The following is a 15,931-nucleotide window of genomic DNA, read 5'->3' on the forward strand; positions in this document are numbered from 1 at the left end:
GGCGCCACCGTTGGCGCAGCGGCCCCTCGGCTCCGGCGTCAATGCGCGAGCTGCGCCGTGACCGCGGCGAGCGCTGCGGCGCCCTCCCATGGGTCGTCCGCGCGCTGCAGTTCTTCGCGCAACCGGTCCGCCAGCGCGAGCGCTCGCGGATCGTCGGGGCGGTCGTGCAGCTCGTAGGGATCGGCGGCAAGGTCGAAGAACTGCACCGCCAACCCGGATTCCGGATGCCAGGTGGCGACGATCTTCGACGCGCGCGTGCGCAGTCCGCGCACGCTGCTCGCATCCGACCGGGAGGCGAAGCGGGTGTAGAGCGTCGCGTCGTCGTCCTCGCCCTCGAGCGCCGGGGCGCCCGGCGCGCCGCGCAGGACATCAGATCGATCGCGCCCGGCCATCCGCTCGTCGCTCAGCGTGACCCCGGCGAGGCCGAGGATCGTCGGCGCGAAATCGAGCGAGTCCAGCACGGTGTGCGACTCCCCCGCGGGGATCATGCCGGGCGCGTGCACGATGAGCGGCAGGCGCATCGACTCCTCGTAGGGGACGTTCTTGTACATCAGGCCGTGACTGCCGAGCTGCATTCCGTGATCGGAGGTGAACAGGGTCACGGTCGGCCGTCGAGTCCGCCTGGCGGCGACGGCGTCGACCAGCCGGCCGACCTGCTCGTCCACCCCGGTGATCGCGGCGAAGTAGTCGCGGGCGACCTTCGCAGCCTCGGTAGCGAAGGCGTTGCCGTGCGGCACGTTCGGGCGGTTCAGCAGGGTGGGCTCGTCGAGATCGGCGTAGCGGGCGCGATAGCGGTCGGGCACCTGGTCGAAGGGCTGGTGCGGCGGGTTGAGCGAGACCATCAGGGCCCACGGGTCGTCTCCGGCGTCGCTCAGGAAGTCGATCGCGACATCCACCTCATGCTCGGCCGACCACTGGTCGACGTCCACCCGCTCCTCACGGCCGGCGTCTGTCGTCCAGTAGTGCGGCGCGAGGTGCCGGTCGGCTGCACCGTACGAGTACCAGTACTCGAAGCCGAATCGCCGGTGCGGCGGCGACCAGGCATCCCAGACCTTGCCGTCGTCGCGGCGCCCCTCGCCGTATCGCTCGTCATCGGCGACCGGCGGTTCGAGATGCCACTTTCCGATGTACCCGGTCCGCCATCCGCGATCGCGCAAGGCGCTGGCCCAGGTGGGCAGGCCGTCGCGCAGTCCGACGCCGTCCTCGGCGCTCTCGGAGTTGACGTTCACGGTGACGCCGTTCGCCTGCGGGCGCATGCCGGTGAGGAACATCGCGCGGTGCGGGCTGCACACGGGGTAGCCGCTCACCGCCTGGCGCATGACGCGTCCGTTCTCGGCGAGCGCGTCGAGGTGCGGGGTGTGCACCGGGTCCTCTCCGGCGACGCCGAGGGAGGCGGCGCGGAACTGATCGGCCATGACGACGAGGATGTTCGGGCGATGCGGCAAGACGGCCTCCTGGGCTCGAGATGCCGCCAGTCAACGCGGTGCGGAGAAGAGGATTCAACACCTTCTCGTCTTGAATCCTCTTCTCCCCCATCGCGACGATCGAGTCATGTCCACCACCGCCGCCTGGATGCCACCCGCCGACCCGATCGCCGCTGCGCACACCGGGTACACCCGCGCGCACTGGGTGACGGCAGCCGACCGGATCCTCGACGCGGCGCGGCAGCGCTCGACGCACGGTGGTGCGATGGTGGACTTCGCCGCGCGCCCCGGCATGGCCGCAGATGCCACGACGGGCTCGCCGCTGGACCGGCTCGAGGGCTTCGCGCGCACCTTCCTGCTCGCGGCGCTGCGCATCGCCGGCGATCCCGCCGGCGCGGGCGGCACGCCGCAGCTGATCGAGCACTACGCAGAAGCCGTGCGGCATGCCGTCGCCACGAGGGTCTGGCCCTCGCTCACCGATCACAGCCAGGCGACCGTCGAGGCGGCATCGATCGCGATCGCCCTGCACCTCACGCGCGACACGGTGTGGGCCGCGCTCGACAGCGCCACCCGCGAGGGCGTGCATGCCTGGTTCGCGCAGGCTCGCGGCACGTGGTGCGCCGACAACAACCACGTGCTGCTGGGAGCCACCCTGGCGGCGTTCACCCACGCCGATGGCTTCGCCGACGGACGCGACACGGTCGAGAACGCCCTCGACCGGATGGATGACTGGCATCGCGCCGACGGCTGGTACACCGACGGCGACGGTCGCCGGTTCGATCACTACAACGCCTTCGCCTTCCACTGGTATCCGTTCTTCATCGACGAGCTGATGGGCGCCGGATTCGCCGATCGGCGCGCGCTGCACCGTGCGCGCCTGGCGGCGTTCGTCGACGGCTATCAGCACCTGTTCGATGCGCGCTGCGCCCCCGTGTTCCAGGGACGCTCGCTGATCTATCGTTGGGCGACGGCCGCTCCGTTCTGGATGGCGCGACGCGAGGGCGTCGACGTGCTCGACGCCGCGCGCACGCGGCGACTGACGAGCGGCATCCTGAAGCACTTCGTCGACGGCGGCAGCCTCGACACCGGCGCGCTGTCGCTGGGCTGGCAGCGCCGTCCGATCCCGAGCATGGTGCAGTCGTACAGCGGGCCGGGGTCGCCCTACTGGGCGGCGAAGGGCTTCCTCGGGCTCGCGCTTCCCGCGGACGATGCCGTCTGGACGACGGCCGAGAGCCCGCTGCAGATCGAGCGCGAAGACGTGCGCCGGGTGCTCGACGGCCCGAGGTGGCTGATCGACGCCCGCCGTGATGACGGCATCGTGCGGCTGCACAACTTCGGCAGCGACGGGCATCCGAGGCGCGACGACCCCCTGTACCGCCGGCTGCAGTTCACCTCCGCGACACGCCCCGTCACGGGCGATGCCGTGCGCGACAGCGACATCACCATCGAGGGCGCCGTGCACCGCCCCGCCCTCCGCGCGAGCGTCGGTGCCCGAGGCGGCGCGGTCACCCGCGCGCTCGACGCAGGCGGCCGGCACGTGCTGAGCGAGGTGGCGACGAAGATCGTCGGGAGCAGCGTCGTGCACGTGGCGCGTCTGTCGGGATGCGTGGGGCTCTCCGGGCGGGTGAGCGGCGCCGCCCTCGTGGTCGACGGCGACGCTCCGGATGCCGGCCACACCACCTCGCACGCGGCGCGCTCCGCGCGGGCGCACTGCGGAGACCTGGTCAGCGCCGTGCATCTGCTCGGCGCCTGGGCGGCGTCGCCGTCTTCCGAGCCGGCGGCGGTGCCGCTGACATCCGACGGGGTGGTCGAGCAGGTCGTCGACGGCGCCGACACGCTGCTCTGCCCGGCCGTCCGTCTCGGGCCGCTGCCTGCCGAGGCGATCGTCGTCTGGCAGACCGGCCTGTCACGGGCATCCGTTCCCGCTCTCGACGTCGAAGACGTCGTCGTGCATGACGACCATGTCGCTCTCAGCATCGACGGCCAGCGCGGGGTGTTCCGCTGGTCGCTGTCGGAGCCGTTCCCCGCCGACGCCGAGGCGCAGCGCATCCGTCGACCGTGACCGGGTTGCGCGCTCTTCTCGCCGCCGAGAGCACCGCTACCCTCGAACCATGAGCCATTGGGTCAGTTCCGCCATCCAGGTGCTCGAGGCGGACGCCAACCGCTCGGCAGACACGCACCTGCACCTCTTCCCGCTGCCCGCGGGTTGGGGCATCGACCTGTATCTGAAAGACGAGTCGGTGCATCCGACCGGCTCGCTCAAGCACCGCCTCGCGCGCTCGCTCATCCTCTACGGGCTCGTCAACGGGCTGATCGACGAAGACACCACGCTCGTCGAATCGTCGAGCGGATCGACGGCGGTCTCAGAGGCGTACTTCGCCCGGATGCTCGGGCTGAAGTTCATCACCGTCGTGCCGCGATCGACGAGCCAGGAGAAGATCGACCTCATCGAGTTCTACGGCGGACGCTGCCACTTCGTCGACCACGCCGAGGAGATCTCGCCGGAGGCCCGCCGCCTCGCCGCCGGCTGTCATGGCCACTACCTCGACCAGTTCACCTTCGCCGAGCGCGCCACCGACTGGCGAGGCAACAACAACATCGCCGAGAGCGTGTTCAGCCAGCTCTCCCAGGAGCGGCATCCGATCCCCCGATGGATCGTCGTCGGCGCCGGCACCGGCGGCACCAGCGCCACCTTCGGGCGCTACGTTCGCTACCGGCGCCACGCCACCCAGGTCGCCGTCGCCGACCCCGAGGGCTCGGCGTTCTACGCCGTCTGGCAGGGCGATCCGGGCGCCGCAGGCAGGCCCTCGATGATCGAGGGCATCGGCCGGCCCGGCGCGGAGCCCTCATTCGTGCCGAGCGTGATCGACGAGATGATCTCGGTGCCCGATGCCGCGTCGGTCGCCGCGATTCGCCTGCTGCGCGACCGCACCCTGCACCTCGCGGGCGGATCGACGGGCACCAACCTGTACGGCGCGTTCGAGCTGATCTCGCGCATGCGCGACGCCGGAGAGACGGGCAGCGTCGTCACGCTGATCTGCGACAGCGGGATTCGCTACACGCAGACCTACTACGACGACGCCTGGGTCGCCGCCCAAGGATGGGACCTCGCCCCGCACCGGGCGAGGATGCAGCGCTTCCTCGACGGCGGCGCGTGGTGAGCGGGCTACGCTGAGCGCATGACAACGCTCATCCTCACCGTCGCGGGAGCGGACCGCCCTGGACTCGTCTCGAGCGTCGCCGACGTCGTCGCGGCGCACGGCGGCAACTGGGAGAACAGCCAGCTCGCAGAGCTCGCCGGCACCTTCGCCGGAGTGATCGAGATCTCGATCGCCGCCGATCGCGTCGACGCGCTGCGAGAAGATCTCGATGCACTCGACGGGATGCTCTCGATCACGGTGCACGCGGGCGCCGACACCTCGGCATCCGACGCCGCGCAGCGCATCTCAATCAGCGTGCTCGGCAACGACCGGGCAGGCATCGTGCGTGAGATCTCGGGCGTGCTGAATGCTCACGCGCTGAGCATCGAGAGCATGACCACGCACACCAGGGACGCCGCGATGGCCGGCGGGCGGCTGTTCGAGTCGTCGGTCACTGCGACGCTGCCGGCATCCGCCGACCTCGGCGCTCTGCGCGCCGACATCGAACGGCTCACCCACGATCTGCAGGTCGACATCACCGCGCTCTGATCCGCCTGCCGGACAGGCGATCACGCTGGGCGGGAGGTGCTCACAGCTGATGTGGACACCGCCCGCGGCGCGGTCTCAGACCAGGCGGGTCTTCGGCGACACGTCGTAGGTGTCTTGCGGGTCGGTGTTCGCGACGTCGCCCAGGGCCTCGTCGATGGCCGACATCACGTCGGGACCGAGGCGCACGCCCGAAGCCTTCACCGTCTCCGCGAGCTGCTCGGGACGCGAGGCGCCCACCAGCGCGGCGGCCACGTTCGGGTTCTGCAGCACCCAGGCGATCGCGAGCTGCGGCATCGTCAGGCCCGCGTCGGCGGCGATCGGCTTGAGCTTCTGCACCGCCTCGAGGATCTCGTCGCGCAGCAGGCCCTTGATGAAGTCCGAACCCGAGTGCGGGTCGGTGGCACGCGAGCCGTCGGGCACCGGCTGGCCGGGCAGGTACTTGCCGCTGAGCACGCCCTGAGCCATCGGCGACCACACGATCTGCGAGATGCCGAGGCTCTCCGAGGTGGGCACGACCTTGCCCTCGATGACGCGGTGCAGCATCGAGTACTGCGGCTGGTTCGAGATCAGCTGGAATCCGAGCTGACGCGACAGCGCGTGCCCTTCGCGCAGCTGCTCTGCGGTCCACTCCGAGACGCCGATGTACAGCGCCTTGCCCTGACGGACGACGTCGGCGAAGGCCTGCATCGTCTCTTCCAGCGGAGTCTCGTAGTCGTAGCGGTGCGCCTGGTACAGGTCGACGTAGTCAGTGCCGAGCCGCTGCAGCGAGCCGTCGATCGACTCGAAGATGTGCTTGCGGCTGAGGCCCGTGTCGTTGGGCCCCTTCGGGCCGGTCGGGAAGTAGACCTTGGTGAAGATCTCGAGTCCGGCGCGACGCTGGCCTGCGAGCGCCTTGCCGAGCACGACCTCTGCGGCGGTGTTCGCATAGGTGTCGGCCGTGTCGAAGGTGGTGATCCCGGCATCCAGCGCGGCGTGCACGGTGGCGATCGCGGCGCTGTCGTCGACCTGCGACGCGTGCGTCACCCAGTTGCCGTAGGTGATCTCCGAGACCTTGAGTCCGCTGTTTCCGAGGTAGCGATAGTTGACCATGATCACACGCTATCCGGGATCGGCGCGGTCGCCGACCATGAGGTCAGGCCTTGACAGCGAGCGGGGGCCGGCGTCTCATCCGCAGCGCGAGCACCACTGCCGCGGCTGCGGCGCCCAGGCTCACCGCGTGGAGCACCAGCGACCACCGGCTGTGATCGCCACCGCTGATCATGAACGTGTCAGCGAGGTTCATCCCGGGGCCGAACGAGGCGACGAAATACCCCGGGGTGCCGAAGACCAGCAGAAGCAGAAACAGCAGTGCGCTGAGCGCCGGCGCCAGCCGCGACCGGATGCTGAGCACCGCCACCGCGATCGCCGCCGCGACACCCGCCCCGAGCATCAGCAGCGGCATCGTCACCGGCATGGTCTCGCCGGCGGCATCCATCTCGGCGTAGATGGCGCCGAGGGATGAGCCTGGCGCGGCAGCCAGCGGGTTGAGCACCAGGATCTGAAGTGCGGCGAGTCCGGCGTACGCGGTCACCGTGGTCACGCCGATGACGGCGACCTGCGCCGTGGATGTCTGCATCCCGCTCATGACGCCATGATGTCAGACAGACGCGGTCTCGCGGATGTCGGCCCGTGTGAGCGGCTCGGTCGGCGAGGGGTCGGCCGCCGCCGCGGCCGCCGCTCTCGCGGGCGCAGCCGCCGCAGCATCCGCCGAGGTGACGATCGCCGCGCGATCGCGGAAGCCCTCCGCGGTCACCCTGTCGAGGTCGACCTGTCTGCGGATGTCGCGAGCCTTCTCGTACAGCGACGGGTCGCCCCAGCTCGTGAGCACCTTCACGAGCACGGGCAGCAGCTCGATCATGAAGAACAGCGCCGCGATCAGCCAGTGAGCCCAGAAGATCGTGGGCTCCTTCTCGCCGAGGCGGTTGAGCCCGGTGATCTGGCTGAGCAGGCCGACCGCGCCGGCATTGCCCTGCGCGACCGAGTCGGCACGCGCGTTGTATGCGTCGAGCGCCTGCTGGTAGGTCTTCTTGGCAGCCGGAAGCTGATCCTTCGCCTGTTCCCGGTTGGTCGTCTCGGATGCCGCGGTGTTCGCCTGCGCGCCGGACTCGGCCGCTGCGAGGTCGTCGTTGGCCGAGCGCAGCTGAGCGGAGAGCGCGTCGTAGGTCTGCTGGGCCTGAGCGAGCTGCGCCTTGGCCGCATCGGAACTCGAGCCCTGCCCGTTCACGCCCGTGCAGCCGGGCACGGTGCCGGCGCCCTCTCCGGTCAGCTCGCACTGGTACAGCGCGCGGGCCGAGTCGATGACCTTCTGCTGCTCGGCGATCTTGCCGTTCAGCTCGTCGACGGTGGCCTGGGCCGCGGCCGTGGTGGCCGAACCGGATTCGGTGCCGGCGACCACGCCTGTCGCCGCCTGGTTCTCGAGGGCGGCGACGCGCTCGGTCGCCGCGTCCAGCGCCTTCTTCTCTGGCCCGTCCTCGAGCGCGTCCTGGTCGGACTGCGACTGGGTGATGTTGGTCGACGCCACTTCGCGTGCGATGTCGTTGTGGAACACCTGCAGCACGAGTGGCTCGGCGACCAGGAATCCGATCAGGGCGGCCATCGCCACGCGGGGCAGGGCGAGAGCGAGCATCTTGCCCACGCTGCGGGTCGACGTCATGGTCGACGTGAGGAAGCGGTCGAGGTTGAAGATGATGGCGGCCCAGACGAGTGCGAGCGGAACGGCCACCCAGATCGCCACCTGCACCCCGGTGGTCAGTGCGAACATCATCGAGATCGCCGAGACGAGAGCCGTGCCGATGAGCACGAAGAACATCTGCACGAAGCGAGGCGTCTCACCGGGTACGCGGTCGAGGATCTCTCCCTCCGCGCCGCCGAGGATCGCGAGGGTGCGCAGACGCGAGCCGGGCGTGCGCTCGCGCTTCGGGCGCGGCGCTCGCTTCACGCGGCGCGGCTCGCGCGAACGGTCGTCGGGTGCCGCCGGCGCAGGCACAGCTTCATCATCGGCTTCCTGAGCCGCTCCCTCACTGGGCCCCTGAGCCTGCGGAAGGGTCGCAGTGTCAAGGGTCGCAGTGTCGCCACCGGTCGGCTCGTACTGGCGGAGGAAGTCGAGGTCTTCGTCGGTGACCGAACCCTCTGGCGCGTCGGACTCGAACGAGATCCGCCCCTGGGAATCCATCCGTCCAGGGCGATGTGCGGAATAGGACATCCCTCCAGAGTAGGAAGACCCGGCTGTGCGAGTGCCGGATGCCGCCTGCGAGCCGTTCACAGACAAGCGTGCGTCGTCGGCGTTCGGATGCCAGGCTGGAGCACATGAAGACGCTGCTGCTCGCCCGCCACGCGAAGTCCGGCTGGGACGACCCGTCGGCGCGGGATCACGACCGGGTGCTCGACGCGCGCGGACGGCGAGACGCACCGGCGATGGCCGGCCGGCTGCGTGACGAGGGGGTGCCGCTGCAGCACATCGTGTCGAGCACGGCGCTGCGCGCCCGCAGCACCGCCGACGCGTACGCCACGGCTTTCCGCCTCGAGGTGGGCGACGAGCCGGCGCTGTACGCAGCGACAGCCCGCACGATCCTGTCGGTGGCGGCCGGGCTTGCGCATGACGTCGACGTCGCGATGCTTGTCGGCCACAACCCGGGGATGGCGGATGCTGTGGCCGAACTCACCGGCCAGGTCGTCGAGTTCCCCACCTGCGCCGTCGCCGAATGCGCGGTCGATGTCGCGACGTGGTCGGAGCTGATCGAGGGGTCCGGACGTCTCGTGTCTCTCCGCACCCCTCGCCGCTAGTCGAGGAGGTCAGACCAGCGCGGCGGCCTCGGCCTCGTCTTCGCTGGTGGCGACGAGCTGGCCGCAGGCCCCGTCGATCTCCTTGCCACGGGTGTCGCGCAGGGTGGTCGGGATGCCAGCGTCGTTGAGCCGGCGCACGAACTCGTTCTGCACGTCGACGTCGGACGCCGTCCAGATCGACCCCGGCGTCGGGTTGAGCGGAATGGGGTTCACGTGCACCCAGCCGCGCCCGCGGGAGTTCAGCTTCGAAGCGAGCAGGTCGGCGCGCCACGGGTGGTCGTTCATGTTCTTGATCAGGGCATACTCGATCGACACGCGGCGGCCGGTCTTGTCGAAGTACTCGCGGGCGGCATCCAGCGCCTCGCCCACCTTCCAGCGGGAGTTGACCGGGATCAGCTCGTCGCGCAGCTCGTCGTCGGGGGCGTGCAGTGACAGCGCGAAGGTGACCGGGATGTCCTCATCCGCGAGCTTCCTGATGGCAGGCACGAGGCCCACGGTCGACACCGTGATGCCGCGGGCGCTCATGCCCAGGCCGTCGGGCTGCGGTGCGACCATGATGCGCACCGCGTCCATCACACGCCTGTAGTTCGCCAGCGGCTCGCCCATGCCCATGAAGACGATGTTCGACACACGCTCCATCGAGTGGTCGTTCGCCTTCTTACCGCCGAGCTCGCCGTTCGCGATGGCCCGATTGGCGCGCACGATCTGCTCGATGATCTCAGCGGTCGACATGTTGCGGGTGAGCCCCGCCTGGCCGGTGGCGCAGAACGGGCAGTTCATGCCGCAGCCGGCCTGCGACGAGACGCACAGCGTGATGCGGCCGGGGTAGCGCATGAGCACCGACTCGACGAGCGCGCCGTCGTGCAGGCGCCAGAGGAACTTGATCGTGTCCCCCCGGTCGGTCTCGAGTCGCTTCACCTCGGTCATCAGCGGCGGCAGCATGCCGGCGACGAGCTCGTCGCGCTGCGCGGCCGGGAGATCGGTCATGTGCGCCGGGTCAGAGGTGTAGTGCGTGAAGTAGTGGGTCGACAGCTGCTTTGCGCGGAAGCCGGGCAGGCCCAGCTCCTTCACCTTCTCGACACGCTCGGCGGGGGTGAGGTCGGCCAGGTGCACCGGCGGCTTGCCGCGCTTGGGGCTGGCGAACTGCAGGAGCGGCCGCCCTTCGGCATCCTTCTGCTGCGTCCAGCCCTCGGTGGCGGGGCGCACCTGCGTGCCGCGGGCGGGTCCCGTCTTGCGCACCGGCGTGCTGCGAGAGGGCGGCGTCTGATCGGATGCAGGCATACCTCCAGGGTACGGCGTCACGGCTGGGAGACTGGAGGGCGTGGACCTGCCGGTTAGTGGAGGCGCCAGAGAACCCAAATCAGATCTTCAACCGCTTACGCGGCGCAACAGTCTTCCACTCTCCACTGCGGGGATTCGGGTGACGCGGGTTGCCGTTCTTCGTGAGGCTACCGAAGTAGTAGACCTCAATCCCCGCTTTCTTCAGCCGCTTGAGAACGTCGCTTCTCGCGCGCTTCAACGCGGGGTGCTTCAGATCACCCCATGCACCCAGGATGCGCTTCACACCGAGCTTGCGCACTCGCTTGACGATGGCGCGAGCATTCTTCTTGGAAAGCTTCTTGCTGTACTTACCCAGGCTCTGCTGATCAGGGTTCCGCTCCGGGTAGAGGTTCAGCATCACCCAGCCGTCGTGTCCCAGCTCCTCACTCGCGCGGATGACCCGGTTCACGGTTCGATCGGATCGCTTCATCGTGGCGTGAGACGGGTTCATCCCGAGAACCACCAGGGGGTCAGCACAGCGCTTATCGACTCGACCGATCGCGAACCGATATTCATTGTTCTCAATCTTTGGTCGGGTGAAGGTTGGTTCGCTGCCTCGTGTATATCTCTGAGCCATAGAGATGCCCGATTGAACCGGTCAGTCGAGGAAGATGTCGGGGAACAGCCGGTCGTCGGGGGTGCCGGGGACGGCGGCGTACTTCGAGAAGTCGGTGACGCCGTCGGCCTCGAGCACGTCCTCCACGATCAGAGTCTGTCCGGAGTACTCGCGCGCGGGCTTGGTGATCACCGAGTACGCCGCGTCGGCGTAGATGTCAGCGGTGCGGCTGGCGGCCATCACCCTGTCGCCGCCGAGGAGGTTCTGCACGGCCGCGGTGGCGATCGTGGTGCGCGGCCACAGCGTGTTGGCCGCGATCCCGGCATCCGCGAATTCAGCCGCAAGGCCCAGCGTCGCCATCGTCATGCCGTACTTCGCGAGGGTGTATCCGGTGTGCGCACCCAGCCACTTCGGCGACAGGTTCAGCGGCGGCGACAGCGACAGGATGTGCGGGTTCGCCGACTCGCGCAGCACCGGAACGGCGGCGCGGGACAGCATGAACGTGCCGCGCACGTTGACGTCCTGCATCAGGTCGTACTTCTTCGCCGCGAGATCCAGCGAACGTGACAGGTCGATGACGCTGGCGTTGTTGATGACGACGTCGATGCCGCCGAACTCGCCCTGCGTCTTCATGACCGCCTCGGTCACCTGGCCGTCGTCGCGCACGTCGCCGACGATGGGCAGCGCCTGCCCGCCGGCAGCACGGATCGCCTCGGCTGCGGAGTGCACCGTGCCCTCGAGCTTCGGATGCGGGGTGTCGGTCTTCGCGAGCATCGCGATGTTCGCGCCGTCGGCCGCGGCACGCAGGGCGATCGCGAGGCCGATGCCGCGGCTGCCGCCCGACATGAGGATGGTCTTTCCGGCCAGTGACATGGTCTCTCTCCTTGGGCTGTCTGGCTTGGGATCGCTCATAGTGCGCATTCCCGGACGGTTTCGAGGCGAAGTGGGCGATTCGAAGGGAGCGGGCTCACTTCGGCGCCATGCGGATGGCGCCGTCGAGTCGGATGGTCTCGCCGTTGAGGTAGCCGTTGGCCACGATGTGCTCGACGAGCGCGGCGTACTCGTCTGGCCTGCCGAGCCGCGACGGGTAGGGCACCTGCTGGCCGAGCGAGTCCTGCGCGGCCTGCGGAAGACCCGCGAGCATCGGGGTCTCCATGATGCCGGGAGCGATCGTGCAGACCCGGATGCCGTGCCGCGCGAGCTCGCGTGCGATCGGCAGGGTCATCGCGTGCACTCCGCCCTTGGAAGCCGAGTAGGCGGGCTGGCCGATCTGACCGTCGAACGCGGCGACGCTCGCGGTGTTCACGATGACGCCGCGGTCGCCACCCTCGGTGGGCTCGGTCTGCGCGATCACGGCCGCCGCCTGGGAGATCACGTTGAATGTGCCGACGAGGTTGATGCGGATGACGCGCTCGAAGGCGGCGAGGTCGGCGGGGTTGCCGTCGCGGTCGAGCACCTTGGCGGGCGGGGCGATGCCGGCGCAGTTGACGACGACGCGGAGCGGTGCGACGGCGTGGGCGGATGCCACGGCGGCGGCGACCTGCTCGGAGCTGGTCACGTCGGCGGGCAGGAACAGCCCGCCGAGCTCGGCGGCGATCTCCTCGCCCGAGGATGTCGGCAGGTCGATGATCGCGACCCGTGCTCCCGCGGCGGACAGCCTGCGCGCGGTGGCGAGGCCGAGTCCGCTTGCGCCGCCCGTGATGAGCGCGCCCTGTCCCGTGATCTGCATCGTGTTCTCCTTCGAACGACTCGGCGCCGGTCGGACGCCGAATGCGACTGAGTCTCAGCATACGTGGCTCTGAGTGCCTGGGTGGCGGGTGGCCGCGAGCGGGTGGATGCTGAGGGCATGGACCTTCGTCGCAAACGAGCCTACGACAGCGCCTCCGCGGGCGATGGCTACCGCGTGCTGGAGAGCGTGCTGCGGGGGATGATCGGCTGAGCCCCGGCCGGCACCGGACGGCCTGGTCGACTCGAGGCCGACCGGTCAGCTCCAGACGAACCGGAAGACGCCGGCCGCGACCGCCCCGGCGATGGCGAGCGCCATGATCGCAGCACCGCCGAGCAGCGCCACACCGTCGCGCAGACGGAGGCGCGACGGACGCGACCACGTGCGCTCGATGCCCGATCCGAACCCACGCGCTTCCATCGCCATGGCGAGCTTGGTGCCGCGGCGCACCGCGAAGACGAGCAGCACGAACGCCATCGAGAAGAATCGGCGCAGCGCGCCGTGGTCGCCCACACCACGGGCCCGTCGCGCCAGCGACATGGTGCGCCAGTCGTCGAGGAACAGCCCCAGCATCCGCGCCCCGGCGAGCGCGCCGAGAACGAATCGACTGGGCAGGTGCGCGACCTGGGCCAGCGCATCGCCGAGTTCGGTGGGGTCGGTGCGACCGAACAGCAGGATGGTCGGCAGCCCGAGCGCGATCACTCGCAGCGTCACCGCGACGGCCAGAGCGATGGACCCCTCGCTGATGGCCGCGAAGCCGAAGCTGAAGAACACCTCCCCCTCGGGCTCGGCGTACAGCAGCATGCTGAGTCCGGCGATCGGCGAGAACAGCGCGATGGGCAGCAGGCGCAGCAGCACGGTGCGCACCGGCAGCCCGGTCAGCGGCAGGCAGACCAGCTGCAGTGCGATCGCCACGAGGGCGCTGACCGGATCGATGGACGCGAACAGCGGCACCGACAGCAGCAGTGCGAGAGCGATCTTCGTGACGGGGTTGACTCCGTCGAGCCATGCCGGACGGGGCCGGGCGGCAGGATGCATCGACTGTGTCGTCGCCGGTCGGTTCGACGTGCTCGTCATGGCCGCCCCCGATCGATGCCGACGAGGGGGGCCGGACGGGCGGGCTCCGATGCTGCGGGTGCCGAGGGTGCGGGTGACGTCGCCGGGCCGTCGGGTGACGCCACCGGTTCGAGCTCGATGCGATGCCCGCCGAGGTGCCGGACCACCGCCTCGTCGTGGCTGACGGCGATCACTGTGCGGCCGGCCGTGACCTCGGCCTGCAGCAGCTCGATGAGGCCGATCCAGCCCCGGCGGTCCTGACCGAAAGTGGGCTCGTCGAGCACGAGCACCTCGGGAGCGGCGGCGAGCACCGTCGCCACCGAGAGGCGTCGTTTCTGGCCGCCGCTGAGGGTGAAGGGATTCGCGAGCGCGAGCGGCGCGAGATGCAGCCGCTCGAGAAGGTCGTCGACGATCGCCTGCACCTGCGTCTCGGGCAGCCGGAGCGCTCTCGGCCCGACGGCGAGTTCGTCACGAAGCGTGCGGGCGAGGAACTGATGCTCCGGCTCTTGGAACACGGTACCGATGCGGGTCAGCAGTTCACGCGACTTCCACCGCGAGGGGCGACGGCCGGAGCGGGCGGCGAGGTCGGATGCGGCGAGCACCTGCCCCTCGAGCTCGGGTAGGAGCCCCGCGAGGGTGAGCGCGAGCGTCGACTTGCCCGCCCCGTTGGGCCCGGTGACGACCGTCGCCGATCCGCGTGGGATCCGCAGCTCCAGCCCGCTCTGCACGGCGGTGCGAGCGTCGCGGGAGACGGCGAGCGAGCTCGTCTCGAGCACCGTGCGCGTCGCGCGATCGGCGGTCGGCAGCACCGGCACATCGACCTCGGCGTGAGGCACCCACACTCCCGCCGCGGCGAGCGCGTCACCGTGCTGGGCGAACACGGAGGCGGGCGGGCCGTCTGCGAGCAGACCGCCGTCGGCGGCGAGCACGATGACGCGGGTGAGCAGATCGAGCCAGACCTCGGTGCGATGCTCGACGACGATGAACGTCGCGCCGGTGGCATCCAGCGCTCTGCCCACGCTGTCGCGCACCTCCCGCACTCCCGCCGGATCGAGATTCGCGGTGGGCTCGTCGAGCAGCAGCAGGCCCGGGCGCATGGCGAGGACTCCGGCGAGAGCGAGGCGCTGCTTCTGCCCGCCCGACAGGGCCTTCGTCGGTCGGTCGAGCGGAACGTCGAGTCCGACGGAATCCAGTGCCGACGCCACCCGTGCGGGGATCTCGTCTGCCGGCACGCCCAGGTTCTCGCAGCCGAAGGCCACGTCATCGCCGACCTTCGACAGGACGACACCGGCATCCGGATCCTGCAGCACGAGACCGATCCGGCCTCGTTGCGACTCCGGCGCCGCCCCGTCGACGAGCAGAGCGCCGGTGCGCTCGCCCTCATCGGCGTCGCCGAGCACACCGGCGAGGCCGGCGAGCAGCGTCGACTTGCCCGCACCCGACGCGCCGAGCAGCAGCACCCTCTCACCGGGTTCGATCGAGAACGAGACGTCGGCGACGGCGGGCAGACGACGACCGGCGTAGCGCCAGCCCCACCCGTCGGCGGTGACGCGAGCCGGAGACGACACGCTCAGACCTCCTGGCGCACTTCCCGGCCGGCCGCGAAGCGACTCAGCGCGCCTGTCGTCGCGAGCGCGCGCACGAGCAGCCACCCGACCACACCGGCCAGCAGGGCACCCGAGACGACGAGCGCGCCGAGGTAGATGGCGTTGAACTCGATGCTCTTCAGGAAGTTCGGCGACGAGCCGTAGAACATCTCGAAGACCCACGCGGCCACGGCCGCGCCCACACCCGAGAGGGCGGCGACGGCGATGCCGAAGCGCCGGTAGAGGAACAGCGCGAAGATCAGCTCTGCGCCGAGGCCCTGCACCAGCCCGGAGAGCACGGTCGAGACGCCCCACACGTTGCCGATGAGCATCGAGATGATCGCGGCGATCAGCTCGACGACGAGCGCGGCGCCGGGCTTGCGGATGACCAGGCCGCCGATGACACCGCCGATCAGCCAGATGCCGACGGCGATGCCGCCGAAGCCCGGGGTCAGCGCGTCAGCGGCTCCGAACCAGGCGCCGCCGATGATGTTCCACCCCCAGAACAGCAGGCCGATCGCGACGCCGAGCACTGCGGCGACGACGATGTCGACGACGCGCCAGCGCAGGTTGCGCGCGGCGGGTGCGGGGACGGTCTGCGCGGTGGACGCGGACATGGATGCACTCATCTGAACTCCTCCCTGCGCCGGCATGATCCGGATCAGGTTCGACGGTCGAAGCGCGGATCGCTTCCTCTCAGCCCGGCTGCCCGGACTCCCGTGGTGATTGATCGATCATAGCGCCGGTCGCGG

The 15,931-nt window shown here is 69.9% G+C and carries 16 protein-coding genes and 1 riboswitch; of the genes, 5 read left to right on the plus strand and 11 right to left on the minus strand.

Going from position 1 to position 15,931, the window contains the following annotated elements; genetic code table 11:
• Positions 1-38: 38 nt before the first annotated feature.
• The gene (locus V2S05_RS08605) at positions 39-1,445 is read right to left on the minus strand and encodes a sulfatase (RefSeq protein WP_413634763.1); all 1,407 of its coding nucleotides are present in this window, start codon (positions 1,443-1,445) and stop codon (positions 39-41) included.
• 106 nt (positions 1,446-1,551) lie between these two features.
• Here V2S05_RS08605 and V2S05_RS08610 point away from each other — a divergent pair, with 106 nt between their 5' ends.
• From V2S05_RS08610 to V2S05_RS08620, 3 genes are read left to right on the plus strand one after another with little or no spacing between them, the layout of a single operon-like run.
• Positions 1,552-3,486, plus strand: a complete 1,935-nt coding sequence (locus V2S05_RS08610; RefSeq protein ID WP_413634764.1) for a DUF2264 domain-containing protein — start codon at positions 1,552-1,554, stop codon at positions 3,484-3,486.
• Positions 3,487-3,535: 49 nt separating this feature from the next.
• Positions 3,536-4,585 (plus strand): PLP-dependent cysteine synthase family protein, encoded by a 1,050-nt coding sequence (locus V2S05_RS08615; protein ID WP_413634765.1) that lies wholly within the window; start codon positions 3,536-3,538, stop codon positions 4,583-4,585.
• An 18-nt stretch (positions 4,586-4,603) separates the two neighbouring features.
• Positions 4,604-5,113 (plus strand): glycine cleavage system protein R, encoded by a 510-nt coding sequence (locus tag V2S05_RS08620; protein ID WP_271639276.1) that lies wholly within the window; start codon positions 4,604-4,606, stop codon positions 5,111-5,113.
• A gap of 75 nt (positions 5,114-5,188) precedes the next feature.
• Here V2S05_RS08620 and V2S05_RS08625 read toward each other — a convergent pair whose 3' ends face one another.
• Genes V2S05_RS08625 through V2S05_RS08635 form a run of 3 tightly spaced genes read right to left on the minus strand, consistent with a single transcriptional unit; the run spans position 5,189 to position 8,354 of the window.
• The gene (locus V2S05_RS08625) at positions 5,189-6,202 is read right to left on the minus strand and encodes an aldo/keto reductase family protein (protein WP_271639275.1); all 1,014 of its coding nucleotides are present in this window, start codon (positions 6,200-6,202) and stop codon (positions 5,189-5,191) included.
• A 43-nt stretch (positions 6,203-6,245) separates the two neighbouring features.
• On the minus strand, positions 6,246-6,737 hold the full coding sequence (locus V2S05_RS08630; RefSeq protein ID WP_413634766.1) for a hypothetical protein: 492 nt from the start codon (positions 6,735-6,737) through the stop codon (positions 6,246-6,248).
• A 12-nt stretch (positions 6,738-6,749) separates the two neighbouring features.
• Positions 6,750-8,354, minus strand: a complete 1,605-nt coding sequence (locus tag V2S05_RS08635; RefSeq protein ID WP_413634767.1) for a DUF4407 domain-containing protein — start codon at positions 8,352-8,354, stop codon at positions 6,750-6,752.
• Between the two features lie 104 nt (positions 8,355-8,458).
• On the opposite strand from V2S05_RS08635, the gene V2S05_RS08640 reads away from it, so the two are divergent.
• Entirely contained in the window at positions 8,459-8,935 is a 477-nt protein-coding gene (locus V2S05_RS08640; RefSeq protein ID WP_413634768.1) for a SixA phosphatase family protein, read from the plus strand.
• Between the two features lie 9 nt (positions 8,936-8,944).
• Here the strand turns inward: V2S05_RS08640 and rlmN are convergent, their stop codons facing one another.
• From rlmN to V2S05_RS08660, 4 genes are all read right to left on the minus strand, one after another.
• Positions 8,945-10,216 (minus strand): 23S rRNA (adenine(2503)-C(2))-methyltransferase RlmN, encoded by a 1,272-nt coding sequence (rlmN, locus tag V2S05_RS08645; RefSeq protein WP_413634769.1) that lies wholly within the window; start codon positions 10,214-10,216, stop codon positions 8,945-8,947.
• A gap of 79 nt (positions 10,217-10,295) precedes the next feature.
• Entirely contained in the window at positions 10,296-10,832 is a 537-nt protein-coding gene (locus tag V2S05_RS08650; RefSeq protein WP_413634770.1) for a DUF1643 domain-containing protein, read from the minus strand.
• Positions 10,833-10,853: 21 nt separating this feature from the next.
• Complete coding sequence (locus tag V2S05_RS08655) at positions 10,854-11,684, minus strand: SDR family oxidoreductase (protein ID WP_413634771.1); 831 nt, start codon at positions 11,682-11,684, stop codon at positions 10,854-10,856.
• A 94-nt stretch (positions 11,685-11,778) separates the two neighbouring features.
• The gene (locus V2S05_RS08660; protein WP_271639269.1) at positions 11,779-12,540 is read right to left on the minus strand and encodes an SDR family NAD(P)-dependent oxidoreductase; all 762 of its coding nucleotides are present in this window, start codon (positions 12,538-12,540) and stop codon (positions 11,779-11,781) included.
• Between the two features lie 63 nt (positions 12,541-12,603).
• On the opposite strand from V2S05_RS08660, the gene V2S05_RS08665 reads away from it, so the two are divergent.
• Complete coding sequence (locus V2S05_RS08665) at positions 12,604-12,750, plus strand: hypothetical protein (RefSeq protein ID WP_413634772.1); 147 nt, start codon at positions 12,604-12,606, stop codon at positions 12,748-12,750.
• 45 nt (positions 12,751-12,795) lie between these two features.
• Here V2S05_RS08665 and V2S05_RS08670 read toward each other — a convergent pair whose 3' ends face one another.
• From V2S05_RS08670 to V2S05_RS08680, 3 genes are all read right to left on the minus strand, one after another.
• Positions 12,796-13,614, minus strand: coding sequence for an energy-coupling factor transporter transmembrane component T family protein (locus V2S05_RS08670; RefSeq protein ID WP_413634773.1), 819 nt, complete (start codon positions 13,612-13,614; stop codon positions 12,796-12,798).
• Positions 13,611-15,161, minus strand: a complete 1,551-nt coding sequence (locus V2S05_RS08675) for an ABC transporter ATP-binding protein (protein ID WP_413634774.1) — start codon at positions 15,159-15,161, stop codon at positions 13,611-13,613. The genes V2S05_RS08670 and V2S05_RS08675 overlap by 4 nt, the downstream gene beginning before the upstream one ends.
• Positions 15,162-15,163: 2 nt before the next feature.
• Positions 15,164-15,808 carry an ECF transporter S component gene (locus V2S05_RS08680; protein WP_413634775.1) on the minus strand — a complete coding sequence of 215 codons (645 nt, stop codon included), beginning with the start codon at positions 15,806-15,808 and terminating at the stop codon, positions 15,164-15,166.
• Positions 15,801-15,910: riboswitch (TPP riboswitch) on the minus strand. It overlaps the preceding gene by 8 nt.
• Positions 15,911-15,931 lie beyond the last annotated feature (21 nt).

Origin of the sequence: Microbacterium sp. OR16 (assembly GCF_047306725.1) — a bacterium.
Taxonomy (GTDB): domain Bacteria; phylum Actinomycetota; class Actinomycetes; order Actinomycetales; family Microbacteriaceae; genus Microbacterium.